Source organism: Pseudomonas sp. Irchel 3E19, assembly GCF_900187585.1.
GTDB lineage: Bacteria > Pseudomonadota > Gammaproteobacteria > Pseudomonadales > Pseudomonadaceae > Aquipseudomonas > Aquipseudomonas baetica.
In genome coordinates, this window is record NZ_FYDT01000007.1 from 151,728 (window position 1) to 176,018 (window position 24,291).

The window sequence follows — 24,291 nt, forward strand, 5'->3', positions numbered from 1 at the left end:
CAGCTGTAAATGCGTAAGCGAGGTCCTGCCTGATCTTCGCTTTTTGGCGTTGGGAACAAACCTGCTGCAACCCAAAAAAACGACAAGAAGGCGTCGGCAACTTCTGCCTGTGCACTAGAGTCATAGCTAGCAAAGGTAGCGCTGTCTGCGCGCTGAGGTGTTATATGAGTCATCCCATCACCGCCCTGGTCATCATGGGCGTTGCCGGTTGCGGCAAGACGTGCGTCAGCGAGGCCTTGTGCCAATTGAGCGGCGCCACTGCCATTGAAGGCGATACTTTTCATCCGGCCGCGAACATCGAAAAGATGAGCGCGGGGATCCCCCTGAACGACGACGACCGTGCCGGCTGGCTCGACAGCCTGTGCGATGAACTGCGTCGCGTCGATGCCACAGGTCAGCGCCCGGTGCTGACCTGCTCGGCCCTCAAACACAGCTATCGCGAAGTGCTGCGCAGTGCCTTGCCAGGCCTGGGCTTTGTGTTTCTTGAGCTGACCCCTGAAGTCGCCGCCGAGCGTGTATCGCACCGCCCGGGCCATTTCATGCCAGCGACGTTGATTGAAAGCCAGTTCGCCACCCTCGAATCGCCCAAGGGCGAGCCGTTGACCCTGGCGCTGAATGCATCGATCCACAGCGTTGAAGAACTCGCTGCACAGGCTCACGTCTGGTGGCAGGCCAATGGCCTGAAACAGGCGGTATGAGTGTGTTCATGCAGATAGCGCTGTCATCACGACTTCTGATTAACCCGCTTTAATAACAACAACAAGCCAGGAGACACCCCCCATGTTTGGCATGTCCCACGACGCCTACCTGCTGCTCGATGCAGTGGTTACGGTGATCGGACTTATCATCCTGATCACCAAATTCAAGATTCACCCGTTCATTGCCCTGACCATCGCCGCCGCGTTCCTCGGTCTGACCTCCGGCATGCCGATCGGCACCATCATCAAGGCGTTCCAGGACGGCTTCGGTGGCGTGCTCGGTTTCGTCGGCATCATCCTCGCGCTGGGCACCATGCTCGGCAAAATGATGGCCGAGTCGGGCGGGGCGGATCAGATCGCCCAGACCCTGATTCGCGCGTTCGGCAAGGACAAAGTCCAGTGGGCGATGATGTTCGCCGCGTTCCTCGTCGGCATCCCGCTGTTCTTCGAAATCGGCTTCGTATTGCTGATTCCGCTGGTGTTCATCGTTGCCCGTCGCACCGGCGTGTCGATCATCAAGATCGGTATTCCGCTGCTGGCCGGCCTGTCGGCGGTACACGGTCTGGTGCCACCGCACCCGGGCCCGCTGCTGGCCATCGGCGTGTTCGGCGCTGATATCGGCAAGACCATTCTGTACGGTCTGATCGTCGCGTTGCCGACCGCCATCATTGCCGGCCCGATCTTCGGTACGTTCATCGCCAAGCACATTCCGGGTCACCCGAATCAGGAACTGGTCGATCAACTGGCCCGTGAAAACGATTCCGCCGTTCTGCCGAGCTTCAGCATCACCCTGATCACCGTACTGCTGCCGGTGTTCCTGATGCTGCTGAAAACCTTTGCTGACGTGGCGCTGCCGGACGGTAACTTCTTCCGCACCTGGATGGACATGATCGGTCACCCGATCTCGGCGTTGCTGCTGGCGTTGCTGCTGTCGCTGTACACCTTCGGCTACAAGCAGGGCATCGGCTCCAACCAAATGCTCAAGTGGCTCGATGCGAGCCTGGCGCCAACCGCGGCGATCATCCTGATCATCGGTGCCGGCGGTGGCTTCAAGCAAATGCTGGTCACCAGCGGCGTGGGCGATGTGATCGGCCACATGGCGGTCAGCGCGCAGATCTCGCCGATTCTGTTGGCCTGGCTGGTGGCAGCGGTGATTCGTATTGCCACCGGTTCGGCTACCGTGGCGACCATTACCGGTGCAGGCATCGTGGTGCCAGTGGTCGGCATGATCCCGGGCGTCAACCGTGAGCTGCTGGTACTGGCCACGGGGGCCGGTTCGCTGATCCTGTCCCACGTCAACGACGCCGGTTTCTGGCTGGTGAAGCAGTACTTCAACATGACCGTGGCTGAGACGTTCAAGACCTGGACGGCGATGGAAACCATCCTCTCGGTGGTCGCGTTGGGCTTTATCCTGTTGTTGTCGATGTTCGTTTAAGCGGCGCTTTCGCAGGCACAAAAAAACCGCAGCGATGCGGTTTTTTTGTGGAGTGTGATTTCACGGCTGAACACAAATCCCCTGTGGGAGCGGGCTTGCTCGCGAAAGCGGTGGGTCAGTCAACATTGATATCGGCTGACACTACGCCTTCGCGAGCAAGCCCGCTCCCACAGGGGGATAGGCGTTAGGCGGTAGTTTTCGGGACCAGCCCATCCGCCCGGAACATCCCGCGAATACCGCGTACCGCCTGACGAATCCGGTCCTGGTTTTCGATCAGCGCGAAGCGCACGTGATCGTCGCCGTACTCACCAAAGCCGACCCCCGGCGAGACGCAGACTTTGGCTTCGGCCAGCAGTTTCTTGGCGAACTCCAGCGAACCCAGATGGGCGTAAGCCTCAGGAATCTTCGCCCAGACATACATCGACGCCTTCGGATTTTCGACCATCCAGCCCAACTCATGCAGACCTTTGACCAGCACATTACGCCGCTGCCGGTACTGCTCGGCGATGTCGCGCACGCATTGCTGATCGCCTTCCAGCGCGGCAATCGCCGCCACTTGCAGCGGGGTGAACGTGCCGTAGTCGTGGTAACTCTTGATCCGCGCCAGAGCGTTGACCAGCTCCGGATTACCGACCATGAAACCGATGCGCCAGCCGGCCATGTTGTAGCTCTTGGACAGGGTGAAGAACTCCACCGCAATGTCTTTGGCGCCCGGCACTTGCATGATCGACGGGGCTTTCCAGCCGTCGTAGACGATGTCGGCGTAGGCCAGGTCGTGGATTACCAGTACGTCGTACTGCTTGGCGAGGGCGATTACCCGTTCGAAGAAGTCCAGCTCCACGCATTGCGCGGTGGGGTTAGACGGGAAGCCGAGGATCATCATCTTCGGCTTGGGGATCGAACCGCGAATAGCACGCTCAAGCTCGGCGAAGAAGTCCACGCCAGGCACCAGCGGCACCGATCGCACCTGGGCGCCGGCAATCACCGCGCCGTAGATGTGAATCGGATAGCTCGGGTTCGGCACCAGCACGGTGTCGCCCTGATCCAGCGTGGCCAGCATCAAGTGCGCCAGGCCTTCCTTGGAGCCGATGGTGACGATGGCTTCGCTTTCCGGGTCGATGTCGACTTCGTAGCGTTGCTTGTACCAGTTGGAAATCGCCCGGCGCAGGCGCGGAATGCCCTTGGACGTGGAGTAACCGTGGGTGTCTTCGCGTTGAGCGACTTGTACGAGTTTTTCGACAATGTGCGGCGGCGTGGCCCCGTCGGGGTTGCCCATGCTCAAGTCGATGATGTCTTCACCACGACGCCTGGCGGCCATTTTCAGCTCGGCGGTGATGTTGAAAACGTAAGGGGGGAGTCGATCTATGCGCGCAAAGCGGCGCGGCGAACCTTGTTCGGCCATTGTTGCCTCGGATAACGTAAGCGCCCGGAACCGTCCGAGCGACGCTGGTCACTGCGGTGACCTGTTGGCGAAGATAAGGGCAGTGATGGCAGACTGTCCAGCCCCCGGTGTTCAAACAATCGTTAAACGAATTTTTCCCAAGGAAATCGGTAGATGGAATTCACCAGCGGCTTCTTGCTGAGCCTTTCGCTGTGCCTCGATATCGGCGTGGCTAACATTGCCATGATCACGTTGGCGATGCAGCGCGGTTATTTTCAAGGCTTCGCGCTGGGCCTCGGCACCTGTGTCGGCGACCTGATTTACGCGGTGCTGGCGCTGGCCGGGATGACCGTTTTGCTGCAATACGAAACCGTGCGCTGGGTCCTGTGGATCGGCGGGTCGGCGCTGCTGATCTACTTTGCGGCGAAGATGATTTACTCGGCGATTCACCACGAGGCGCTGTTGGCAGAGACGGCTGAGGTCGGCCAGAACTCTCATCGCAAGGAGTTCTTTCGCGGTATCTTTCTGGCCATGTCCTCGCCGAGCGCGATTCTCTGGTTCGCGGCGGTGGGTGGAACGCTGATCGCCCGTTCCGGTGGCGGCGGGCCTTTGAGTTCGGCGCTGTTTCTTGGTGGGTTCCTATGCGCCGGGTTGTTGTGGTCGGCTGGTTTGTGCTTTGCAGCGAGCCACGGTGGCAAGCTGCTGGGCGACAAGCTATTGCGCTATTCCTACCTGGCATCTGCAGCGATCTTCTGCTATTTCGCGGTGTACGTGATTGTTTCAGGCTACAACGAGTTTGTCGGCTCAGGTGCCGTCGAGCAGTTGCATTCGCTGTAACCGTGCGAATCGCATTGGGCTTTCTATACTCACCAGCCGAACCCCCTATTTTGTTGCAGGAGTCGAGTCATGGATGAGCAAACCCGCGTCGAAGTGGCTGAACCTCGCTTCGAACATGGACACTTCCTGCTGATTGCAGGATTTCGTGGTCGATTTAGCCAAGACACTGCGAAAGACATCCCCGCGCTGTGGGAAAAGTTCTTGCCGCATCTGGGAAAGATACAGGGACAAAAAAACGAAGTGACCTATGGGGTGTGCAGCAACTTCGACGGCAATGGCGGCTTCGATTACATCGCCGGGGTCGAAATCAGCAAGCTCGATGACCTGGACCAGAAGGTGTACCAGTGGGTCGAAGTGTTGCCCCGTCAGTACGCGGTGTTCGAGCACAAGGGACCGCTCGATCAATTGCCACAGACCCTGCAATACATCTACAAGACCTGGCTGCCGACCTCCCACTACGTGGAACTCAACGCCCCGGAGCTGGAGCGCTATAGCGCCGATTTCAATCCGAAGCTGCACACGGGCAAGCTGGAAATCTGCGTGCCGGTCGATACCAGGATCTGAGCCAGCAACGATGAGGCGGATCACTGATCCGCCTCATGCTTTCAACCGCGCTTATTCTTGCCAACACGTCGCGCCCGTAACAGGTCGATGCCCAGGGTGATAAAGCCGAACGTGCTGATGCCCAACACCATCAACAGGCCAATCTCTACGCTGCTCATAAGCTGTTTCCCCCACGGGTGATCAGAGACACACCGCAGAAATAGCTGCCCGAGACCCGGAAGAAAAGCGCTTATACACAGGCTTTACGCGGCCCGTATGGATCGATATGAACACCTTATTCCTTTATGCTTTGCGCACTTTTTTCCGCTGTTTTCCGAGCTGCCATGAACCCCGTCATCCGCCACGTCACGCCTGCCGACCTGGACCGCTGCTACGCCATCGAAACCGTTGCCTACGAAGGCGATGAAGCCGCCACCCGCGAGAAGATCGCGACGCGCATTGCGACATGGCCGGAAGGTTTTATCGTGTCCGAGGTGGACGGCGTGGTCGCAGGCTTCGTCAATTCCGGCGCGGCATTCGACGTGCAGATGTCCGACGAGGCGTTCAAGGAACTGATCGGCCATGATCCGGCGGGTCCGAACGTGGTGATCATGTCAGTGGTGGTACACCCGGATTACCAGGGCCAAGGCCTGGCCAAGCGCTTGATGGCGGAGTTCATCGAACGCATGCGCGGGATGGACAAGGCGACGATTCACCTCATGTGCAAGGAAAAACACATCCCGCTGTATGCCGGGTTTGGTTTTGCCTACATCAAACCGTCGGAGTCCGATCATGGTGGGATGGCGTGGCACGAGATGATCCTGACCCTTTGAACAACAACACAAAACCCCTGTGGGAGCGGGCTTGCTCGCGAAGGCGGTGTATCAGTCGCTGAAAATGTTGACTGACACGACGCCTTCGCGAGCAAGCCCGCTCCCACAGGGGAACAGTGGTGTGTTCAGGCTATGTATCAGTAAAGGGTGATCTGTTTGCGCACCGCCCGCTCGTGGGGCAGTCCGTAAATCGCTTCCAGCGCTTCGATTGAGCCGATCATCCTTGCTTTCCCACTGACTTAGAAAAACAGCCCCATGCGCCGCTCGTAACCAATCCGGCCCTTGTACGCTTCGCCGCTGTCGACGTAGCCATGTTTGGCGTACAGCGCGATGGCCGCGTCGTTGTCGGCATCCACTGACAATTCCAGCCCTTTGATCTGCGGCCATGCTTCACGCGCCACATTCGGCAGCGCTTGCAGACACGCCTTGCCATAACCCTTGCCCTGTGACCGATGATCGACCTGCAACGCATGCAACGTGGCGCTGTGTTCATCAGCCCAGGCTGGCAACACCGGCGGGCGCTTGAGCAGCAGGAACGCCACTGGCACTTCATCCGCCAGCAGCGCAAACCCCTTCACGCCGGGGCCGGGTTTCGACAGCAAGGTATGCAGGGCGCCATGAATGTCGCCGGAGAACTTGATCTGCTCGGGGAGGATTTCAATCGCCTCGACTTGCTGACGCTGCAAAGCGTTCAGGCTGTCGTACGGCACGAGTGGGGCTGACACGGGAATTTCCTTTTTCCTACAAAGATGAGCCTCGGATTCTAGCGACTTTGCCCTCGTTGGAAATTTTTTGTTTCGTCTGTCGATCTGCCGATTCGCCGAACGACTAAAGGTGTCTTCACAACAACAATCACGGAGAACACCATGAGCGCACAGACTGAAATCAAAGCCCTGATCGATACCTATCGTCAGGCCGTCATGACCAAGGACGTCGAGAAAGTCATGGCGTTGTACGCCGACGACATCCTCTCGTTCGACGCGATCAAGGCCCTGCAATTCAAGGGCAAACCGGCTTACCGCAAGCACTGGGTGGAATGCATGGAAATGTGCCCCGGCCCGCACATTTTCGAATTCCACGAAATCGCCATCGAAACCGCCGACAACATCGCCTTCGCCCATTGGGTGGCCAATTGCGGCGGCACCAACGAGAAAGGCGAAACCCAAAGCTGCTGGATGCGCGTCACCGCATGCTATCGCCAGGTCGGCGGGGCGTGGCGGATCGCCCACGAGCATTGGTCGGCACCGTTCGATCCGATGAGCGGCGCGACGCTGTTCGATGTGCAGCCGTGATCTTCAGCCATAGTTGATCCGTTCGAATCAGGAGAACGTCATGAAATATCTATGCCTGGTCTACAGCGATGAACGCCTGCTGCATTCATCGCCCGACAGCCCCGAGGACGCCGAATGCTGGGCTTACGCCGCGTCGGTTCAGGGCAGCGGGCGGATGGTTGCGGCCGAAGCGCTGGAGTCGGTGCAGACCGCCACCACCGTGCGTATGCGTAACGGCAAGCTGTCGATTACCGACGGCCCGTTTGCCGAAACCAAGGAACAACTGGCTGGTTTCTACCTGATCGATGCCAAGGATCTCAACGAAGCGATTCAAGTCGCCGGCAACATTCCGGCGGCGCGGGTTGGCAGCGTTGAAGTGCGCCCCGTGCGCCAGTTGAATGTCTGAGGTCAGGTCGCGGGTCGAGCAGGTCTATCGTGAAGACTCGCGGCGGATTCTGGCGACGCTGATTCGCCTGCTCGGTGATTTCGACCTCGCCGAAGAAGCCTTGCACGAGGCGTTCTTCGTCGCGGTCGAGCGCTGGCAGCGCGACGGTGTGCCGGACAATCCGCGCACCTGGCTGGTGTCCACCGGGCGCTTCAAGGCTATCGATGTGTTGCGCCGGCGCGCACGGTTCAAGGCCTCGCAGCCATTGTTGTTGGCGAAGCTGGAAGAGTTGGAGCAGGCCGACTGGAGTGACGAAGACGTGGAAGACGATCGCTTGCGGCTGATCTTCACCTGCTGTCACCCGGCGCTGGCGGCGGATGCGCAAGTGCCGCTGACCTTGCGTGAAGTCTGCGACCTCACCACCGAGGAAATCGCCCGCGCGTTTCTCTCGGCCCCGGCGGCGATTGCCCAGCGCATCGTGCGGGCGAAAGCGAAAATCCGCGACGCGAAAATCCCTTATCAAGTGCCGAGCCTGAGCGAACTGCCCGAGCGCCTCGACAGCGTGTTGCGGGTGATTTATCTGGTGTTTAACGAAGGGTATTCGGCGTCGATGGGGGCAGAAGTGACGCGCGAAGAACTGACCCGTGAAGCGATTCGGCTGGGGCGGTTGTTGATTGAGTTGCTGCCAGAGCCCGAGGTGATGGGCTTGCTGGCGCTGATGCTGCTGCACGAATCGCGACGACCGGCGCGCACCTCGCCGAATGGCGAACTGGTGTTGCTGGATGATCAGGATCGTTCGCAGTGGGATGCCGGTTTGATTGCTGAAGGCTGTGCGCTGGTAGAAAGGGCGCTGACCACGCGGCGCTTCGGACCCTATTGTTTGCAGGCGGCGATAGCGGCGGTGCATGCCGAAGCGCCCAGTGCCGAGCAAACAGATTGGCAGCAGATCGTCGGGCTGTACGACGTGCTATTGCGCGCGCTGCCGTCACCGGTGATCGAGTTGAACCGGGCGGTGGCGGTGGCCAAGCGGGACGGGGCGTTGGCGGGGTTGACGCTGATTGAAGGGATATTGGCGCGAGGGGAGTTGCAGGATTACCACTTGGCGCATTCGGCGCAGGCGGAGTTTTGTCGGCAGTTGGGCCGGGTGGAAGAGGCGCGGGCGGCGTATCTCCGGGCCCTGGAACTGACGCGGCAGGCGCCGGAGCGGCGGTTTATCGAGGCGCGGTTGCAAGCGTTGGACTGATCCGAATGGGGCGCTGACCCTACTGGCCTCTTCGCGGGCAAGCCCGCTCCCACAGTGTCCGTGTCGTACACAAATCCAATGTTCAATACAGAACCCTGTGGGAGCAGGCTTGCCCGCGAAGGGGCCAGTAAAGCCAAATCAAAACATCAGGCCTGCTCAGAACCCTGTGGGAGCGGGCTTGCCCGCGAAGGGGCCAGTAAAGCCAAATCAGAACATCAGGCCTGCTCAGAACCCTGTGGGGCGGGCTTGCCCGCGAAGGGGCCAGTAAAGCCAAATCAGAACATCAGGCCTACTCAGAACCCTGTGGGAGCGGGCTTGCTCGCGAAGGGGCCAGTAAAGCCAAATCAGAACATCAGGCCTGCTCAGAACCCTGTGGGGCGGGCTTGCCCGCGAAGGGGCCAGTAAAGCCAAATCAGAACATCAGGCCTGCTCAGAACCCTGTGGGAGCGGGCTTGCTCGCGAAGGGGCCAGTAAAGCCAAGTCAGAACATCAGGCCTGCTCCGAACCCTGTGGGAGCGGGCTTGCCCGCGAATGGGCGCGCCGCTATTCGAGCATCTTGCTCAGTAGCCAGCTCCCCGCCGGTCCCGGCGGATACAGCCGCGACCACAAGGCATCGACAAACACCGGTTTCGGCCAGCCGCGCACGTTCAATTCCACCAGCGTGCCATTGCCGAAACGCCCCACCAGCCAGCGCGGCAGCGGCGCCCAGCCGAAACCCATTTCGGCCATCTCCATCAGCATCAGATAACTCGGCGCCGACCACACACGGCCCTTGCCTCGACTGTCGTACGGATTGATGATCGTCGCCAGGCGCAGTTCGCGATGCTGTTCGAGGATGGCTTGATCGATGTATTCCAGCGTCGTCAGTGGGTGTTCGCGGCTTACAAACAGCGCGATATCAGTACGCTCGGCGACGGTCGAGGTCACCAGATCCGGCGGGTAACTGTCCTGCATCTCGGCAAACGCCAGATGCGCGCGACCGCGTTGCACCAATTCGATCAAGTCGTCGCATTCAGCAATCAGGCATTCCAGTTCCAGATCCGGGTAACGTTGCTCGAACCCGACCAGCGCCGCTTCGAAACGCGCCGACTGATAAGTGTCGGAAATCGCCACGGTCAGTTTCGGCTCGACCCCTTGGGACAATTGTCGCGCGGTCATTTCCAGCCGACTGTTGGCCGCCAGAATGGCTTCGGCCCGTTGCAGCATCACGTGCCCGGCCGGGGTCAGCGTGGGTTTGCGGCTGCTGCGATCGAACAGGATCAGATCCAGATCAATCTCCAGACTCGCCACCGCCGCACTGATGGTCGACTGACTGCGCCCGAGTTTGCGCGCCGCCGCCGAAAACGAACCCTGCGTCGCCGCCTGGACAAACGCCAACAGCACTTCTTGCGAAGCCATGAACTATCGCCTTGATCGATGGTTATTGGTTATGAAGTATCGGTTAATGGGTTGATCATGGCAACCATCTTCACTCAAGGAGTCAGGCCATGACTGCCCACAAATCCCTCACTGAACGTATTTTTCAGGCCATCGGTTTCGAACTGCTGGCGATCCTGATCTGCACGCCTTTACTGGCGTGGATCCTGCAAAAACCGCTGCTCGACATGGGCGCGGTGACGGTGTTGATCGCAATGCTGGCGCTGGGCTGGAACGTGGTGTTCAACCGTTTCTTCGACCGCATGCTGGCGCGCCTGAACGTCGCCCACAACGCCTGGGTGCGGGTGGTGCATGCGCTGCTGTTCGAGGGTGGTTTGATCGTGATGGGCGTGCCGCTGATTGCGTGGTGGCTGTCGGTCAGCCTGTGGCAAGCGTTGTTGCTCGACATCGGCGTGTTGCTGTTTTTCCTACCGTACACCTACGTGTATCACTGGGGCTATGACGTGGTGCGCGAGCGCTTCCTGCTGCGTAACACCTGTCAGGGGTAACCCCATTCCTATGAAGGCGCTGCCGCAGGCTGCGCCTACACAGGGAGGTGTTTTCAATCAGAGAAACATCCCGCCCGAGGCCTCAACTCGCTGCCCGTTGATCCACTGCCCACCCGGCGACAGCAGCAGCGCCAGCGCACCGCCAATATCATCCGGCTGACCAGCACGACCCAGCGCGGTGTTTTCGGCGACCATCGCATTCACCGCCGGGTTGTCGCGCACGGTGCCGCCGCCGAAGTCGGTTTCAATCGCACCCGGCGCCAGGGTATTTACGGTGATCTGCCGTGAGCCCAGCTCCTTGGCCTGATAGCGGGTCAGTACTTCAATCGCACCTTTCATCGCTGCGTAAGCACTGGCGCCCGGGATGCTGAAACGAGCAAGGCCGCTGGAAACGTTGATGATCCGCCCGCCATCGTTAATCAGTGGCAGCAGTTGCTGAGTCAGGAAGAACGGCCCTTTGAAATGCACATTCATCAGCATGTCGAATTGCGCCACGGTCGTTTCGGCGAAACTGACATGCAAACCGACCCCGGCGTTATTGACCAGAAAATCAAACCGCTGACGGTCAAAGTGCTTGAGCGCCTGCTCGACCCGCGCAGCGAAATCGACAAAGCCTTCGCTACGGCCGACGTCCAGTTGCAGCATCACGGCTTTGCCGCCAAGTGCTTCGATTTCATTTACCAGCGCCTGGGCTTCATCGGCGCGGCTGTTGTAGGTGCCGATGATGTCGATGCCTTGAGCGGCGAGATGCAGGGCGGCGTTTTTGCCCAGGCCACGACTGGCGCCGGTGATCAATGCGATTTTGCGGTTCATGGGGCTTCCTCGATTGCGGTGAGTGATGATGGATCGAAGTTTATTTATCCGCCGACAGGTGATAAACAGACTGAAATCGGAATCACTGGTCGGTTAAACCGAACAATAAACGGGTGGCCCATGAACAAACTGGAACTGCTGCGCACCTTCGTCCGGGTCAGCGAGTTGTCGAGTTTCACCCTCGCCGGGGAAAACCTAGGCCTGCCGCGCTCTACCGTGTCCGAGCATGTGCAAGCGCTGGAAGCACTGCTCGGTACGCGATTGCTGCAACGCACCACGCGCAAGGTGCAGGCGACGCAAGACGGTTTGGTGCTGTACGAACGCAGCAAGGATCTGCTGTCGCACATGGACGAGATCGAAGGCTTGTTCCGCCAGGACGAAGCCTCGCTGGCCGGGCGCATCCGCATCGACATGCCGAACATTCTCGCCCGGCGCGTGGTGATGCCACGGCTACCGCAATTCATGGATCGCCATCCCAATCTTGAGCTGGAAATCAGCAGCACCGACCGCCGCGTCGATCTGCTCAGCGAAGGTTTCGACTGCGTGGTGCGCGTCGGCGCGCAGCCGGATCAATCGGTGGTGGCGCGGCATCTGTGCGACTTGCCGATGATCAACTGCGCCAGCCCTGCGTATCTTGAGCGTTATGGTGTACCGCAGACGCTTGAGGATCTGGCGCAGCATCGATTGGTGCATTACGTCGGCGTGCTGGGTTCGCGTTCGGAAGGGTTTGTTTATGAAGAAAACGGTCAGATACGCCGCGTGGCGATGGCTGGCAGTGTCACGGTCAACAGCACCGATGCTTATGAGGCGGCGTGTCTGGGCGGCTTCGGCATTGTGCAGGTGCCCAATACCGGCTTGCGCTCGCATCTGCAAACCTGCGAGTTGGTGGCGGTGCTGCCGCAATACAACGCGCCGGCGATGGCCGTTTCACTGTTGTATGCGCGGCAACGGCATTTGCCGCTGCGGGTGCGCGCGTTTATGGATTGGTTGGGGGAGGTGATTCGTTCGACCCTCTGACCAACACCCCCCATCAAATGTGGGAGGGGGCTTGCTCCCGAAGGCGGAGGGTCAGCCAATGTTGATGTCGGCTGGAACACCGCTTTCGGGAGCAAGCCCCCTCCCACAAGGGTCTTGCGTAGATCAGAAGATTTGGGTGAACAGCCAATACAGGCTGCCCGACAACAAAATCGCCGCCGGCAACGTCAGCACCCAGGCCATCAACAGATTGCGGATGGTCTTCATCTGCAAACCTCCGCCATTGGCGACCATGGTCCCGGCAACCCCCGAAGACAACACATGCGTCGTCGACACCGGCAAACCAAACATGTCGGCAGCACCGATGGTCAGCATCGCCACGGTTTCCGCCGAGGCGCCTTGGGCGTAAGTCAGGTGAGTCTTGCCGATCTTCTCGCCGACCGTCACCACAATGCGCTTCCAGCCCACCATGGTGCCCAGCCCCAGCGCGATGGCCACGGCAATCTTCACCCACAGCGGAATGAACCGCGTGGCGTTGTCGATCTGTTGCTTGAACAATTGCAGCTTGCTGCTGGTGTCGGCGTCGAAGTTGCCGACCTTGTTCTTGTCCATCAGGCGAATGGTTTCGCTGGCCAGGTACATGTCGTTACGCACGTTGCCCATGGCTTCGGCCGGGACTTTCGCCAGCGAGCCGTAGCCTTTGACTTCCTCGCCGATGTGCCCGGTGAGGGCGGCGAGGGCGGGGATCAATTGCGGCGTGGCTTCCTTGCTGCGCATGTAATCCGAGAGGATCGGACGCGGATCGGCCGGCGCCGGCAGCGGTGAACTTTTGACCAGCGCCTGCTGCGTGACTTGCGCCACGGCGGCGAACTGCAGCGATTGCTCCTCCGGCATGGTGCGGTTCAGTGCATAGGCCATCGGCAGGGTGCCGACCAGAATCAGCATGATCAGGCCCATGCCTTTCTGCCCGTCGTTGGAACCGTGGGCGAACGATACGCCAGTGCAGGTCAGGATCAGCAAACCACGAATCCACCAGGGCGGCGGGGTGTTGCCTTGCGGTGCCTTGTACAGCGAACGGTTCTTCACGAACGCGCGCAATGCGAGCAGCAACAGCGCCGCAAAACCGAAACCCACCAGCGGCGACAGCAGCAACGCATAGCCGATCTTGGTGGCCTGCGCCCAATCCACACCGCTGGTGCCGTCACGGCCGTGCATCAGCGCATTGGCCACGCCGACGCCGATGATCGAGCCGATCAAGGTGTGCGATGACGAGGCCGGCAAGCCCAGCCACCAGGTGCCGAGGTTCCACAGAATCGCCGCGATCAGCAGGGCGAAGATCATCGCGAACCCGGCGGACGAGCCGACCTGCAGAATCAACTCCACTGGCAGCAACGCGATGATGCCGAACGCCACCGCGCCACTGGACAGCAGCACGCCGAGGAAATTGAAGAACCCCGACCACACCACTGCCACATTCGGCGGTAGCGAGTGGGTGTAAATCACCGTGGCCACGGCGTTGGCGGTGTCATGGAAACCGTTGACGAACTCAAAGCCCAACGCAATCAGCAGTGCCACGCCAAGCAGCAGGAACGGCGTCCAGGTGGTAACCACCGTGCCGAGTTCGTGCATGTCGTGCATCAGGCTATAGGCGGTGAACAACATGCCCATGGCCAACACCGCAAAAAAGATCACGTAGGTGAACGGGCTGGCTTTCTTGTCGAGGGCAGGCCTGCCGCTGGGGGCGGACGCCGGGCGGGCGGTCAGGGACGGAGTAGCCATGAGCGGACAATCCTGAGCGAGGGAAGGAATGTCGCCCATGATCGTTGCTAAATATTACAGAGAGGCTGCGTCAGATCAGTGTTTGCTTTATTAGCCCGACCACTGATCTGAACAGCTATGCATATCTCCACAGGACTTTCTGCTGAGCCCGGTTTCTGTGACTGGCCCGGCCAATTGTGGGAGGGGGCTTGCTCCCGAAAGCGGTGGTTCAGCCAATCTGATGCCGACTGACACGATGCCTTCGGGAGCAAGCCCCCTCCCACAAGGATCTGTTGTGGGCATAAAGTATTGCGGGTCAGTAATCCCCGCGTTTACGGAAGGCCCAGCGGCCGGCAATCACGGTGAACGTCGCCACCAGCGCGACCAATATCCAGAAGCCTTCCGGGTCCTGCGACAACGGCACGCCCCCGACATTCATCCCGAAGAAACCGGCAATGATGTTGATCGGCAGTGCCAGCACCGTCACCACGGTCAGGGTGAACAATGTGCGGTTGCTCTGTTCGTTGAGGTTGGCGGCGATCTCTTCCTGGAGCAGTTTGATCCGTTCGCCGAGGGCGGTGAGGTCGTTGATGATCAGCGCGAACTCCTCGGTGGATTTGCGCAGCTCCTTGACGTCTTCCTTCTGCAACCACGCGGGCGGGCGATTGAGCAGGCGCAGCAACGAACCCGGCTCCAGCGCCAACAGCCGCTGCAAACGCACCAGCACCCGCCGGTTGGCACCGAGTTCGGCGCGGTTGGTCGACAGCCGCGAGGAGAGCAATTCGTCCTCGACCTGATCGACACTCAGGCTGGTCTTGCGCACGATCTGTGTCAGCACTTCGCCCTGATCGCGCAGCAAGTGCACAAGCAATTCCGAGGGCGAGCGAAAGCGCTCGCCGGCCTTCACCGACGAACGCAGTTTGTCCACCGAGTGCAGCGGTTGCAGGCGTGCGCTGACGATCAGTTTGCTGCGCACGCAGACCCACAGCGTCGACACATCCGAGGAGACCATGCTGCTGAGGTTGAACACCACGTCGTTAACCACCGCCAGCAGCGCCGAGTCGACATGCTCGATGCGCGTCGAGCGCGAGCCTTCGTGCAGCGCCTCGAAAAATTCTTCGGGCAATTGCAGATGGCTTTTCATCCAGCGCTCGCATGCCGCGTGGGCGAGGTTCAGGTGCAGCCAGAGGAATTCGCCGCTGTCGCTGTCGTCCTGCAAGCAGCGCAGGGCCGTCGCCGAATCGACTTCGCGGCCACGTTCGCCGGGCAGAAAACGAAAGCCGTAGAGCAAGCCAAACAGGTCAGGATCGCGATGGCTGATATCGAGGCTGTGGTTCATGAAGGCTCGCTGCGAGGAGGGCGTGAGACAGGGAATTCACAGATTCACCTGAGCCGCATCATCGCAACCGCACATGACGTTTGCATGACGGCAAAATGACGCCAAATCAGCGACTTACCGGCGGTCGGATTTATATTCAAGAAGCGCTCTGGCACGCCGATCACAGGGACATTAGGTTGCGCGCCATTGGCCACGGGCCAAGGTTCGCCGACAGGGAAGTCCGGCACTATTTCACGCTCGTTTCGGGCGTGCCTCATCCCTGTCTTGAGTACCTGCGATGCTGCAAAAATCCCTGAGAGCGCAAATTCTCGCCCTGCTGAGCGGCAGCCTGCTGGCGATGCTGTTGATCGCGCTGGCCTGTTTTCATTTCCTGTCCAACGGCGTGCAAAGCTACAGCCAGTTGATCGCAGGTCCCTTGCACACCTCGCAGCTCATCGACGAAGCCAACCTGCAATTCAAGGTGCAGGTGCAGGAATGGAAAAACGTCTTGCTGCGCGGCAAGCAACCGGCGGACCTGGCCAAATACTGGGGCCAGTTCGAAGATCGCCAGCGCGACGTGCAGAACATTCTCGGTGAACTGGCCGGCCAGAAAGGCATCGAGCCGAGTCTGAAAAACCGCATCGAACGTCTGCGCGACGAGCACCGTCAACTGGGCGCCGCCTACCAAAAGGGTCGCGATGCCTACGTAGCGGCCGGCGCCGATCCTGCGGCGGGCGACCTCGCGGTCAAAGGCGTCGACCGCGCGACCAGCGACCAGATGAGCGAGCTGGTCAGCGAACTGCGCAAACAGGGCACCGAGCAGTCGGCGTTGATCAGTGCCGAGGCCGATCGCACCGTATTGCTCGGCACCCTGGTGATGCTGGCTTCGAGTTTGCTGATTGGTCTGCTCAGCTTGTGGCTGGTCAATCGCAATCTGGTCGAGCCGATCCGCAAACTGATTGATTACGTCAGCCAATTGAGCCGCGGCAAACTCGCCGAGCGCGTGGTCAGCGACCGTCAGGATGAACTGGGCAACCTCGCCGCAGCGGCCAACACCTTGCGTGACTTCCTCGCTGAAACCTTCACCCGTTTGCAGCGCAGCGCCAGTGATCTGGACAGCGCCAGCGGCGAGTTGAACGCCATTGCCACGACCATGGCCGGCGGCACCAACGAGCAGTTCAACCGTACCGATCAAGTGGCCACGGCAATGAACGAAATGTCTGCCACCGCCCAAGAAGTGGCGCGTCACGCCGCCGATGCCGCACGGGCCGCCGACGATGCCGACCAGTCTGCCCAACAGGGTGAAAAGGTCATGCAGAGCACGATCCACAGCATCACCCAGATGCGCGGCGAGATCGCCAACACCGCGACGGTGATCCGTCGTCTGGAGGCTGATAGCGGCCGCATCGGCAAGGTGCTGGAAGTGATTCGCGGCATCGCCGAACAGACCAACCTGCTGGCGTTGAACGCGGCGATTGAAGCGGCGCGGGCCGGTGAAGCCGGGCGTGGTTTTGCCGTGGTCGCCGACGAAGTGCGCAATCTGGCGCAGCGCACGGCGGAATCGATCATCGAGATCAACCAGATCATCCAGAGCGTGCAGACCGGCGCTGTTGATGCCGCGCAAGCCATCGATAGCGGCCAGACCCGCAGCGATGAAAGCGTCGAGCAAGTGACTCAGGCCGGCGCGATGCTGGAGCGCATCACCCACGCGGTGGAAGCGATTCGCGACATGAACCGCCAGATCGCTACCGCCGCCGAAGAGCAGACCTCGGTGGCCGAAGACATCTCGCGCAACCTGACTGAAATCACTTCGATCGCCAGCACCAACCTCGACAACGTGCAGCGCACCGAAAGCGCCAGCCAGAATCTGCATAGCCTGTCCGGGCAACTGAACGAAGTCACCGCTCGCCTGAGCGCGTAAGCCGTTGACTGTGTACCGGTTCGGATACCGAGTCGGTACACAGTCGATCTCAAATTGAAGCGACCCGGGTCGATGACCGGTTATCTATAACCGGCATTGGAGTATTTCCATGGTCAGCATCACCTCTGTTTCGATCACTCAGCCTGTCGTCACCTCGGCCAGCAAAGCGGCGGTCAGTGACGCCAATGAAGACACCGCGACCAGCGCAACCGCGAGCAACGGTGTGGCGGCCGATACCCGCAAAATCGCCGCAGGCGGCGCTGCACCGGCGGGCGACAGCGATTCCAGCAGCAGTGAATCGGACACGGTGAAAGAGCTGCGCAAGCAGATTGCCGAACTGCAAAAGCAATTGCAGGAAGAGCAACAAGCGTTGCAAGCGGCACAGACCAAGCAGGAAAGCGCTGACGCCAAGGCTAGCGAAGTGGCCGCCGCCCAAGTACAAGTCACGACCACTTCGGCCTCGCTGCAAACCGCCACGGCGGCGTTATTGCAAGCGTTGCAGGATTCCGGTTCGAGCAGCTCGGGTTCGCTGGTCAGCACGTCGGCCTGAACATCAAGTAATTCCCCCTGTAGGAGTGAGCCTGCTCGCGAAGGCACAGTGTCAGTCGCCTCAGATGTGGCAGACAGACCGCTTTCGCGAGCAGGCTCGCTCCCACAGGAATCTGTGGTGGTCTTGAGTCTTGTGGTTTTTCAGGTCGTGGGCAGGCTAAAGGTAAACAGCGTGCCGCTTTGTGCGGTCGACGCCACATGCAGGCGGCCGCCGTGGGACTGCGCAATCTGGCTGGCGATGTAGAGACCCAGGCCGAGGCCGGCCTGGGGCGCGCTGCCGGTCGGGCGCGAGTAGGGCTGGAACAGATGCGGCAGAACCGCCTCGGGAATATGCCCCTGGTTCTTTACCGCCAGCATCAACGCTCCGTGTTCGACCTGAGCGATGACCTCGATGTCGCCCTCCGGGTCGCCATGGGTCACGGCGTTGGCCAGCAGGTTCGACAGCAGTTGGGCAATCCGTCCACGGTCGCAGTGCACACCCTGCAAGTCGCCAATGGTCGCGCTGATCGTGCGTTGGGGATGCACGTTGCGGATCTCCGTTACCACCTGCTGCACCGCTTCGGTCAGGTCCGCGCAGTGCTGGATATCCACCGGAATGCCTTTGCCCAACCGCCCGCGAGCGAAGTCGAGTACATCATCCACCAGCCGCGTCGCCCGTTGCGCGCTACCCAGGATGTTGCGTACGCGCACTTCAATGGCCGGGTCCGGATACTTGCGCAGGAGCATTTCGGCGCCGGCGCTGATGGCGAACAACGGGTTGCGCAAATCGTGGCCGAGCACGGCGATGAACTGTTCGCGCAGCTCGCTGTTTTCGCGCTCGGTCTGCAACGCGGTTTCGGTGCGTTGCAGGTTTTCCTCGGTTTCGATTTGCAGCGCGAGCATCCGCGCGAATGATTCCATGGTGCTCTGAATGCTGCTGGACTTGAGCTGTGCCGGGTTCGGATCGAGTGCGCAGATCGTGCCGAAAAACCGCCCGTCGGTGCGAAACACCGGGACCGAGATATAGCTCTCGAACTTGTACAGGCGTGGGGTGTGATGCTCGCGGTAGAGCGGATCTTCGCTGGCCTTGTCGATCACCACCGAAACATGCGACTGACGGATTTCGTGGCACAGCGTGGTGACCACATCCAGTTCGCCACCGACCTGCAAGCCGAACTCCAACTGGTCGAGCACCGCGCAGGTGGTCCACGAGTCTTCGGTCACCCGCGCCACGGCGGCAAAACGCAGGCCGGTCAACTCGCGAATCACCTGAAGGATCGCCGGGACCGCGCTGATGCGACCGATCGTTGCGATGTCTGCTGCCGCTGTCTGCCCCATGCCCATCGCTCTCGGCTGCAATCGTTTATCTGATGGGGGTCATACTAGCGGTCTGATGGCGGTTTTGGCATCCCTTCAGGCGATATCGCGCTTGATAGGCCGGCTGGCGGACGCAAAAAAGCCGCACGATCCTTCGATCGTGCGGCTTTTTGGGGGGGGTATCAGGTGTCTTGCTTGTTGCTCAGCACCTTGCCGGTGGTGGCGTCGAAGTCCACGTCGAACTCTTTGCCATCGGCGGTTTTCAGCTCGACTTCGTACTCATAACCGTTGAAGTGGTTATCCAGGTCGGTGTCGGTGATGGTCGCACCCGGGTGCAGCTTCAGCGCTTCGGCGTTCATCGATTCCAGCGACTTGATCTTGCCGGACTTGACCAATTCAGGGATCTGATCGACGCGAACATCAGCCTGGGCCAGGCCAGCAGTCAGCGTCAGGGCAGCAGCGGTAAACAGGGCAGTCAAAGTTTTCATCGGTTCGTTCCTTGGGTGGCTTATGTGTGTGTTCTGTTGAAGTGGGTTCAGATTAACCAGCGCAACTTAATTCACCCTTAAAACCCCACATCGCGTGCAGGGTTCTTGTAGGCGTGAGCCTGCCCGCGATGCGGACAACCCGGTTTACCGATCAGAAGCCGTTGTTCTTCAACACCTGATCAACACTGGCACTCGCCGGACGCTTGTAGAACTTCAACAGCTCGCTGGCGCGGTTGGTGAAAATGCCATCGACGCCGGATGCCATGACTTTCTCAAAGTCCACCGGCTCATCGACGGTATACACGTGTACCAGCAAACCCTGATCGTGAGTGTACTGGTTCATCCACGGCTGCACCAGATCCGAATAGCTCTGATCGCCGCCCTTGGTCAGCTTCGCCGAAGGACCGGTACCAATGGCGCCCTGAGCCTTGGCGTAGTCGACCCACTGCTTGAATTCAGCTTCGGATTTCGGCGCTTGCTTGCCGTAGAAAGTGTTCTTGTCCTTCTCGCCGGACTCGGCAAAGGTCACTTTCGATTTTGGTTCGATGCTGCCTTCGCCGACCCACAGCAGGAGGATTTTCGGCACTTGCGGCATTTCCTTTTGCAGCAGTTCGAGGCTGTTCTTCTCGAAGGTCTGCAGGATCACCTTGCCTTTGCCTTGACCTACGCCCAGCGCACTTTTCGCCAGTTTCGAGCCGGCAGGGCTCAGCCAGCCGCGATCCTGCAGTTTGTCTTTCAGGTCTTTCTCGATCCCCGGAAACAGTTGTGGCTCCTTGGTCTCGATGTACAGGCCCGGCTTGTGCTGCGGGTTGGCCTGGGCGATGTCGATGATTTCATCAAGGGTCAGAATTTTCAGCCCGGCGTAGGACGGGCGCGCGCGATCCGGGTAGGCCTTGTTGTACCAGCTGCCGGCGTCGAGGGTTTTCAGTTCGGCCATGGTGAACGCCGTGGCCGGGCTGTCCTTGCGGTCAGGGAATTTGCTGGCAACGTCGGTGGTGCGTTGCAGATTGTTGTCATGCAGGGCGAACAGCACGCCGTCCTTGCTGCGTTGCAGGTCCATTTCCAGGTAATCGGCGCCCAGATCGCGCGCCAGTTTGTAGGACGCTGCGGTGGATTCCGGGGCATCGAAGGAAGCGCCACGGTGAGCGATGACCGCTGGATGCGGAATGCCATGCGCCGCGGCCAGTGCGTTGACGTCAGTGTGGCTGGCGGCGTTGGCCTGACCGAGACCGAGCAACAGGCTCAGCACGAGGGCGCTTTTGGTGAAAGTAGCGGGCATGTTCGAGATCCTTTCGCAGGGCATTTTCAAAGACCTACCTTTTAACAACTGAATCGATTACGTGCTATCGCCAGACCGACATAAACGTATTAAAAGCGATTTTTCCTGCACTTTTGTGGCGCCGTTTGCAGTACGCTTGCCCACGGCAGACGCCCCGGCAGAGGGCGCACCGATACTTTTGCCCTGCGTGTAAACCATAGATGATTTTTCGTGAGGTTTACCATGCGCATCACTTCCCAGCTCATCTGCCAGGCCGCCGACGACCTCAAGGGCTTTGTTGGCCTCAACCGCAAGACCGGTCAATACATCGTACGTTTCAGCGAGGACTCGTTCGGCATGGATGTGGCGGATGACGGCATTATTCCCACCAGTGAATTTGTCTGGGCGCGGGTTTCGGAAACGACCATGACGCTTAAACGCGAATTGATTCAGTTGCTGCTGGATCAGAATATCGATGACCGTATCAACATCAGCGAGCCGTTGCGGGTGTACATGAGCAAGCGCGAAGTGCCGGAGATTGTCGCTGTGCGCAGTCTGGTGCGGGGCTGAAAGATTTGTGTTGAAGCGACTGGCCCTTTCGCGAGCAGGCTCGCTCCCACATTGGATCTGTGCCGTTCACAAATCCCCTGTGGGAGCGGGCTTGCTCGCGAAGCCGGTCTAAAGTGCGCAGCAGCACTCACTGCCCAAACCGATACTCGCGCTCAACCTTGCACACCCGAGTCTGAAACGCCGAGTACCAGATCGACCGCCCACGCGCCTGAATCACCCGGTGCTCGGGATGTTGCCGCCACGCCAGAATCGCCGCCTCGCTCTCCCAGTAGGAAATCGTGATCCCGACGCCATCCGCCCCGCGAATCGAGTCAATGCCAAGAAAGCCCGGTTGCTGGCCCACCAGTTCCATCATGCGCTCGGACGCCTCGGCATAACTGTTGTCGCCCTCGGTGCGGGTCGAAGTGAAGATCACTGCGTAACAATCAATACTCGAGTTCATCAACGTTGCTGCGCACAAGCTTCGACAAACGCTCGCACCAGCGGTGGCATTTGCCCTTTGAGCGCCGCACGTTCGGGTTGAAACAATGTGGCGACAAAAAACCGATGCCCATTGAGCTCGATCGCGCGCAAGTCGCCCACCGAGTCGTGACCGACGGCCCGTAGCTGACTTTTCAAAAGCTCGGTTTCGAACTGCGGATTCACACCGTAGCGGCAGCGATAGCCTTCACGAATCTCGGATGTTTCGTACGCCTGGGCGATCAGCGAACCAGGCACCAGATGAATGCTGTCCACGGCTTCCACCAGCGAGCAGGTCAGTGGCGTGAGCACGGCTCTTTCCGATGCGGGCGAAGTTTCGCCATGTTCGGCATCAGACCAGCCCAGCACATTGCGGGAAAATTCCAGCACCGCATGCTGAAAACCGCCGCAGGTGCCGAGGAAAGGGCGCTGTTGCTCGCGGGCAAAACGGATCGCCCGCAGCGCACCGGCTTCACTTTTGTAGGGGCTGGCCGGCACGCACCAGAAGCCGTCGTAGCCTGTCAGCGGTGTATCGGTGTGGATTTGATCCGTGGCCAGCCAATCGAATTGCACAGCCTGGCCGAGGTGTTCGGCCACCAGACCGAGCGCGACAGGAATGGCCTGGTGGGCAGTGACTTGCGGGTCGTAATCGCCGATCAGGGCGATGCGGGTGGCGCGATTTTCCATGGGAGTTCCCTGCGCTTGTTGATTGATGGGGCTCACTATAGATTGGCGCTCACGCACTCAACATTGGCGTTTGCCCAAGTGATCAATGCATCGACGCACTATCGGCTCGACTACCCGGATCTGGCTCTGATCCTCGCGCTGGTGCGCGGCGGCTCTCTGGCCCGTGCCTCACAACTGTTGAAGGTCGATGTCTCGACGGTGTTCCGCGCTGTTCGCCGTCTCGAAGCTGCGCTCGGCCAGCAACTGTTCGAAAAAAGCCGTGCCGGTTACCTGCCAACGACGCTCGCGCAGACGCTCGCCGAACAGGCCGAACGCGCCGAGCAGGCACTGGACGCCGCGCGGATCGGCGTGGAGCAGGGCGGCGAAGTGGTCAGCGGCACGGTGCGCCTGACCTGCACCGACTCGGTGTTACAAGGTTTACTGTTGCCGGCACTGGCGCAGTTCATGCCGAATTACCCGGCGCTGACCATCGAATTAAGCACCTCCAACGATTTCGCCAACCTCAGCCGACGTGATGCCGACATCGCCCTGCGCCTGACGCGCACACCGCCGGAGCATCTGGTCGGACGGCAACTGGCGAAGATTTCCTACCGCGTCTGCGCCAGTGCGCGCTACTTGCAGAACGTGGATGCGTCGGATCTGGCCGCCCTGACCTGGATCGCCCCGGACGATTTCCTGCCCGATCACCCGACCATTGCCTGGCGCCGCCAGCAATTGCCAGGGGTCACGCCGGGTTACCGCTGCAACAGCATGCTCTCCGTCACCGAACTGGTGCGCGCCGGCCTCGGTGTCGCGGCGTTGCCGGACTTTTTGATAAGCGATGGTTTGCAGGCCTTGAGCGAACCGTTGCACGGCTACGACACCGCGCTGTGGTTGCTGACCCGACCGGATTGCCGGGCATTGCGCTCGGTGGTCACGTTGTTCGATGAGCTCGGACGGGCGTTGCGTTTACCCTGATCAACGCTGTGGGTTCTGGCAAACGTGGGCGTGTAGTTCGCTGGTCAGGCCTTCGATGCGTTCGGTCAGGCTTTTGGTCATTTCGGTGAGGCGGGTGTTTTGTTCCAGCAACGCTAACAATTGCGCGGAGTTCTGCGCCGCCTCAGCCTGACGTTCTGTATTGGCCTGTGCCAGCGCTTCGCGGTGCTGCGCATCAGCGTCGGCCTGTGCCTTGTCCCGCGCGGCCTGGCGGGTTTGTGCGAGCAGGATCAGTGGCGCGGCGTAGGCCGATTGCAGGCTGAACGCGAGGTTCAACAGGATGAACGGGTAAACGTCGAACGTGGTCACGCCAAACGCGTTCAGACAGACCCACAACACGACGATCAGCGTTTGTGCGCCGAGAAAGGTTGGCGTGCCGAAGAACCGCGCGAACGCTTCGGCGCGCAAGGCGAAGGTATCGTTGCCGAAGGTCGTGTTCAGGTGGGCGTGGGGGCGGTGGAAGCGCAGGTGATCGACGGGGGCGGCGGATGTCTCGGGTTTCTCGGTGTTCATGGTGTACTCGGCAGGACTTGGGACGTGTCGTCAGGGAGTGTCATTAATTTTGTGTTCGGGCATAACATGCTGCAGAGGTGCATGTATGCCAACCAAAAAGAAACCGGCCCGTGAGGCCAAGCGTGACCTTCCGTCCATTCCAAAAGAGCTGATCGACCAG

26 protein-coding genes and 1 pseudogene are annotated in these 24,291 nt (G+C 60.1%); 14 read left to right on the forward strand and 13 right to left on the reverse strand.

The genetic code is table 11. From position 1 onward, the window contains the following. The first annotated feature begins 164 nt into the window (after positions 1-164). Positions 165-698 (forward strand): gluconokinase, encoded by a 534-nt coding sequence (locus tag CKW18_RS06985; RefSeq protein WP_095188077.1) that lies wholly within the window; start codon positions 165-167, stop codon positions 696-698. Positions 699-780: 82 nt separating this feature from the next. Continuing rightward, on the forward strand, positions 781-2,133 hold the full coding sequence (locus CKW18_RS06990) for a GntP family permease (RefSeq protein ID WP_095188078.1): 1,353 nt from the start codon (positions 781-783) through the stop codon (positions 2,131-2,133). A 184-nt stretch (positions 2,134-2,317) separates the two neighbouring features. On the opposite strand, the gene alaC is transcribed toward CKW18_RS06990, so the two are convergent. Continuing rightward, positions 2,318-3,535, reverse strand: a complete 1,218-nt coding sequence (gene alaC, locus CKW18_RS06995) for an alanine transaminase (protein WP_095188079.1) — start codon at positions 3,533-3,535, stop codon at positions 2,318-2,320. Positions 3,536-3,688: 153 nt separating this feature from the next. On the opposite strand from alaC, the gene CKW18_RS07000 reads away from it, so the two are divergent. From CKW18_RS07000 to CKW18_RS07010, 3 genes are all read left to right on the forward strand, one after another. Continuing rightward, complete coding sequence (locus CKW18_RS07000) at positions 3,689-4,351, forward strand: LysE family translocator (protein ID WP_016773553.1); 663 nt, start codon at positions 3,689-3,691, stop codon at positions 4,349-4,351. A gap of 69 nt (positions 4,352-4,420) precedes the next feature. After that, positions 4,421-4,915: a GyrI-like domain-containing protein gene (locus tag CKW18_RS07005; RefSeq protein WP_095188080.1), complete on the forward strand. Its 495-nt coding sequence runs from the start codon at positions 4,421-4,423 to the stop codon at positions 4,913-4,915. Between the two features lie 323 nt (positions 4,916-5,238). Continuing rightward, positions 5,239-5,727 carry a GNAT family N-acetyltransferase gene (locus CKW18_RS07010; RefSeq protein WP_095188081.1) on the forward strand — a complete coding sequence of 163 codons (489 nt, stop codon included), beginning with the start codon at positions 5,239-5,241 and terminating at the stop codon, positions 5,725-5,727. Positions 5,728-5,876: 149 nt separating this feature from the next. On the opposite strand, the pseudogene CKW18_RS29825 reads toward CKW18_RS07010, so the two are convergent. Next, positions 5,877-5,948, reverse strand: a pseudogene (locus tag CKW18_RS29825) (pyridoxamine 5'-phosphate oxidase family protein); the annotation flags it as partial. A gap of 18 nt (positions 5,949-5,966) precedes the next feature. Then, entirely contained in the window at positions 5,967-6,452 is a 486-nt protein-coding gene (locus CKW18_RS07015; protein ID WP_095188082.1) for a GNAT family N-acetyltransferase, read from the reverse strand. A 141-nt stretch (positions 6,453-6,593) separates the two neighbouring features. Here CKW18_RS07015 and CKW18_RS07020 point away from each other — a divergent pair, with 141 nt between their 5' ends. The 3 genes from CKW18_RS07020 to CKW18_RS07030 are packed head-to-tail and all read left to right on the forward strand — an operon-like array spanning position 6,594 to position 8,626. After that, positions 6,594-7,019: an SgcJ/EcaC family oxidoreductase gene (locus tag CKW18_RS07020; protein ID WP_095188083.1), complete on the forward strand. Its 426-nt coding sequence runs from the start codon at positions 6,594-6,596 to the stop codon at positions 7,017-7,019. 40 nt (positions 7,020-7,059) lie between these two features. Continuing rightward, the gene (locus CKW18_RS07025) at positions 7,060-7,404 is read left to right on the forward strand and encodes a YciI family protein (RefSeq protein WP_095188084.1); all 345 of its coding nucleotides are present in this window, start codon (positions 7,060-7,062) and stop codon (positions 7,402-7,404) included. Beyond that, the gene (locus CKW18_RS07030; protein WP_095188085.1) at positions 7,397-8,626 is read left to right on the forward strand and encodes an RNA polymerase sigma factor; all 1,230 of its coding nucleotides are present in this window, start codon (positions 7,397-7,399) and stop codon (positions 8,624-8,626) included. Before CKW18_RS07025 ends, CKW18_RS07030 begins: the two co-directional genes overlap by 8 nt. 543 nt (positions 8,627-9,169) lie before the next feature. Here CKW18_RS07030 and CKW18_RS07035 read toward each other — a convergent pair. Next, positions 9,170-10,024 carry a LysR family transcriptional regulator gene (locus CKW18_RS07035; RefSeq protein ID WP_095188086.1) on the reverse strand — a complete coding sequence of 285 codons (855 nt, stop codon included), beginning with the start codon at positions 10,022-10,024 and terminating at the stop codon, positions 9,170-9,172. 89 nt (positions 10,025-10,113) lie between these two features. Between CKW18_RS07035 and CKW18_RS07040 the strand changes: the two genes are divergently transcribed. Then, the gene (locus CKW18_RS07040) at positions 10,114-10,551 is read left to right on the forward strand and encodes a multidrug/biocide efflux PACE transporter (protein ID WP_095188088.1); all 438 of its coding nucleotides are present in this window, start codon (positions 10,114-10,116) and stop codon (positions 10,549-10,551) included. A gap of 57 nt (positions 10,552-10,608) precedes the next feature. On the opposite strand, the gene CKW18_RS07045 is transcribed toward CKW18_RS07040, so the two are convergent. Further along, positions 10,609-11,364, reverse strand: a complete 756-nt coding sequence (locus CKW18_RS07045) for an SDR family NAD(P)-dependent oxidoreductase (RefSeq protein ID WP_095188090.1) — start codon at positions 11,362-11,364, stop codon at positions 10,609-10,611. Between the two features lie 120 nt (positions 11,365-11,484). Between CKW18_RS07045 and CKW18_RS07050 the strand changes: the two genes are divergently transcribed. Continuing rightward, complete coding sequence (locus CKW18_RS07050) at positions 11,485-12,381, forward strand: LysR family transcriptional regulator (protein WP_095188092.1); 897 nt, start codon at positions 11,485-11,487, stop codon at positions 12,379-12,381. A 123-nt stretch (positions 12,382-12,504) separates the two neighbouring features. Here the strand turns inward: CKW18_RS07050 and CKW18_RS07055 are convergent, their stop codons facing one another. Beyond that, positions 12,505-14,118 carry an inorganic phosphate transporter gene (locus CKW18_RS07055; protein WP_095188094.1) on the reverse strand — a complete coding sequence of 538 codons (1,614 nt, stop codon included), beginning with the start codon at positions 14,116-14,118 and terminating at the stop codon, positions 12,505-12,507. A 295-nt stretch (positions 14,119-14,413) separates the two neighbouring features. Then, on the reverse strand, positions 14,414-15,436 hold the full coding sequence (locus CKW18_RS07060; RefSeq protein WP_095188096.1) for a transporter: 1,023 nt from the start codon (positions 15,434-15,436) through the stop codon (positions 14,414-14,416). Between the two features lie 277 nt (positions 15,437-15,713). Here CKW18_RS07060 and CKW18_RS07065 point away from each other — a divergent pair, with 277 nt between their 5' ends. Then, on the forward strand, positions 15,714-17,336 hold the full coding sequence (locus CKW18_RS07065; RefSeq protein WP_095188098.1) for a methyl-accepting chemotaxis protein: 1,623 nt from the start codon (positions 15,714-15,716) through the stop codon (positions 17,334-17,336). 109 nt (positions 17,337-17,445) lie between these two features. Beyond that, positions 17,446-17,886 (forward strand): hypothetical protein, encoded by a 441-nt coding sequence (locus CKW18_RS07070; protein WP_095188100.1) that lies wholly within the window; start codon positions 17,446-17,448, stop codon positions 17,884-17,886. Between the two features lie 140 nt (positions 17,887-18,026). Here the strand turns inward: CKW18_RS07070 and CKW18_RS07075 are convergent, their stop codons facing one another. The 3 genes from CKW18_RS07075 to CKW18_RS07085 all read right to left on the reverse strand — a co-directional run bounded on the left by CKW18_RS07075 (position 18,027) and on the right by CKW18_RS07085 (position 20,948). After that, positions 18,027-19,202, reverse strand: a complete 1,176-nt coding sequence (locus tag CKW18_RS07075) for a GAF domain-containing sensor histidine kinase (protein ID WP_095188101.1) — start codon at positions 19,200-19,202, stop codon at positions 18,027-18,029. 161 nt (positions 19,203-19,363) lie between these two features. Then, positions 19,364-19,669 carry a PepSY domain-containing protein gene (locus CKW18_RS07080; protein ID WP_007917758.1) on the reverse strand — a complete coding sequence of 102 codons (306 nt, stop codon included), beginning with the start codon at positions 19,667-19,669 and terminating at the stop codon, positions 19,364-19,366. A gap of 151 nt (positions 19,670-19,820) precedes the next feature. Continuing rightward, positions 19,821-20,948, reverse strand: coding sequence for a glycerophosphodiester phosphodiesterase (locus CKW18_RS07085; RefSeq protein WP_095188103.1), 1,128 nt, complete (start codon positions 20,946-20,948; stop codon positions 19,821-19,823). A 222-nt stretch (positions 20,949-21,170) separates the two neighbouring features. Here CKW18_RS07085 and CKW18_RS07090 point away from each other — a divergent pair, with 222 nt between their 5' ends. Continuing rightward, positions 21,171-21,497, forward strand: a complete 327-nt coding sequence (locus CKW18_RS07090) for a DUF2025 family protein (protein WP_095188105.1) — start codon at positions 21,171-21,173, stop codon at positions 21,495-21,497. A gap of 127 nt (positions 21,498-21,624) precedes the next feature. On the opposite strand, the gene CKW18_RS07095 is transcribed toward CKW18_RS07090, so the two are convergent. Together CKW18_RS07095 and CKW18_RS07100 are read right to left on the reverse strand one after the other, a co-directional pair. After that, complete coding sequence (locus tag CKW18_RS07095; RefSeq protein ID WP_095188107.1) at positions 21,625-21,939, reverse strand: antibiotic biosynthesis monooxygenase; 315 nt, start codon at positions 21,937-21,939, stop codon at positions 21,625-21,627. Next, on the reverse strand, positions 21,939-22,643 hold the full coding sequence (locus tag CKW18_RS07100; protein ID WP_095188109.1) for a CTP synthase: 705 nt from the start codon (positions 22,641-22,643) through the stop codon (positions 21,939-21,941). The genes CKW18_RS07095 and CKW18_RS07100 overlap by 1 nt, the downstream gene beginning before the upstream one ends. Before the next feature lie 15 nt (positions 22,644-22,658). On the opposite strand from CKW18_RS07100, the gene CKW18_RS07105 reads away from it, so the two are divergent. Beyond that, on the forward strand, positions 22,659-23,600 hold the full coding sequence (locus CKW18_RS07105; protein ID WP_095188111.1) for a LysR family transcriptional regulator: 942 nt from the start codon (positions 22,659-22,661) through the stop codon (positions 23,598-23,600). On the opposite strand, the gene CKW18_RS07110 is transcribed toward CKW18_RS07105, so the two are convergent. Next, positions 23,601-24,131, reverse strand: coding sequence for a DUF1003 domain-containing protein (locus CKW18_RS07110; RefSeq protein ID WP_095188113.1), 531 nt, complete (start codon positions 24,129-24,131; stop codon positions 23,601-23,603). It abuts the gene before it with no gap. Positions 24,132-24,291 lie beyond the last annotated feature (160 nt).

Bases quoted from the DNA above. Each gene is read 5' to 3' on its own strand.
- CKW18_RS07045 (WP_095188090.1), bottom strand. From the start codon at position 11,364: ATGAACCGCAAAATCGCATTGATCACCGGCGCCAGTCGTGGCCTGGGC.
- CKW18_RS07020 (WP_095188083.1), top strand. From the start codon at position 6,594: ATGAGCGCACAGACTGAAATCAAAGCCCTGATCGATACCTATCGTCAG.
- CKW18_RS07025 (WP_095188084.1), top strand. From the start codon at position 7,060: ATGAAATATCTATGCCTGGTCTACAGCGATGAACGCCTGCTGCATTCA.
- CKW18_RS07000 (WP_016773553.1), top strand. From the start codon at position 3,689: ATGGAATTCACCAGCGGCTTCTTGCTGAGCCTTTCGCTGTGCCTCGAT.
- CKW18_RS07060 (WP_095188096.1), bottom strand. From the start codon at position 15,436: ATGAACCACAGCCTCGATATCAGCCATCGCGATCCTGACCTGTTTGGC.
- CKW18_RS07030 (WP_095188085.1), top strand. From the start codon at position 7,397: ATGTCTGAGGTCAGGTCGCGGGTCGAGCAGGTCTATCGTGAAGACTCG.
- CKW18_RS07085 (WP_095188103.1), bottom strand. From the start codon at position 20,948: ATGCCCGCTACTTTCACCAAAAGCGCCCTCGTGCTGAGCCTGTTGCTC.
- CKW18_RS07075 (WP_095188101.1), bottom strand. From the start codon at position 19,202: ATGGGGCAGACAGCGGCAGCAGACATCGCAACGATCGGTCGCATCAGC.
- alaC (WP_095188079.1), bottom strand. From the start codon at position 3,535: ATGGCCGAACAAGGTTCGCCGCGCCGCTTTGCGCGCATAGATCGACTC.
- CKW18_RS07110 (WP_095188113.1), bottom strand. From the start codon at position 24,131: ATGAACACCGAGAAACCCGAGACATCCGCCGCCCCCGTCGATCACCTG.
- CKW18_RS07080 (WP_007917758.1), bottom strand. From the start codon at position 19,669: ATGAAAACTTTGACTGCCCTGTTTACCGCTGCTGCCCTGACGCTGACT.
- CKW18_RS06990 (WP_095188078.1), top strand. From the start codon at position 781: ATGTTTGGCATGTCCCACGACGCCTACCTGCTGCTCGATGCAGTGGTT.
- CKW18_RS07035 (WP_095188086.1), bottom strand. From the start codon at position 10,024: ATGGCTTCGCAAGAAGTGCTGTTGGCGTTTGTCCAGGCGGCGACGCAG.
- CKW18_RS07050 (WP_095188092.1), top strand. From the start codon at position 11,485: ATGAACAAACTGGAACTGCTGCGCACCTTCGTCCGGGTCAGCGAGTTG.
- CKW18_RS07040 (WP_095188088.1), top strand. From the start codon at position 10,114: ATGACTGCCCACAAATCCCTCACTGAACGTATTTTTCAGGCCATCGGT.
- CKW18_RS07095 (WP_095188107.1), bottom strand. From the start codon at position 21,939: ATGAACTCGAGTATTGATTGTTACGCAGTGATCTTCACTTCGACCCGC.
- CKW18_RS07055 (WP_095188094.1), bottom strand. From the start codon at position 14,118: ATGGCTACTCCGTCCCTGACCGCCCGCCCGGCGTCCGCCCCCAGCGGC.
- CKW18_RS07100 (WP_095188109.1), bottom strand. From the start codon at position 22,643: ATGGAAAATCGCGCCACCCGCATCGCCCTGATCGGCGATTACGACCCG.
- CKW18_RS07005 (WP_095188080.1), top strand. From the start codon at position 4,421: ATGGATGAGCAAACCCGCGTCGAAGTGGCTGAACCTCGCTTCGAACAT.
- CKW18_RS07070 (WP_095188100.1), top strand. From the start codon at position 17,446: ATGGTCAGCATCACCTCTGTTTCGATCACTCAGCCTGTCGTCACCTCG.
- CKW18_RS07090 (WP_095188105.1), top strand. From the start codon at position 21,171: ATGCGCATCACTTCCCAGCTCATCTGCCAGGCCGCCGACGACCTCAAG.
- CKW18_RS07010 (WP_095188081.1), top strand. From the start codon at position 5,239: ATGAACCCCGTCATCCGCCACGTCACGCCTGCCGACCTGGACCGCTGC.
- CKW18_RS07065 (WP_095188098.1), top strand. From the start codon at position 15,714: ATGCTGCAAAAATCCCTGAGAGCGCAAATTCTCGCCCTGCTGAGCGGC.
- CKW18_RS06985 (WP_095188077.1), top strand. From the start codon at position 165: ATGAGTCATCCCATCACCGCCCTGGTCATCATGGGCGTTGCCGGTTGC.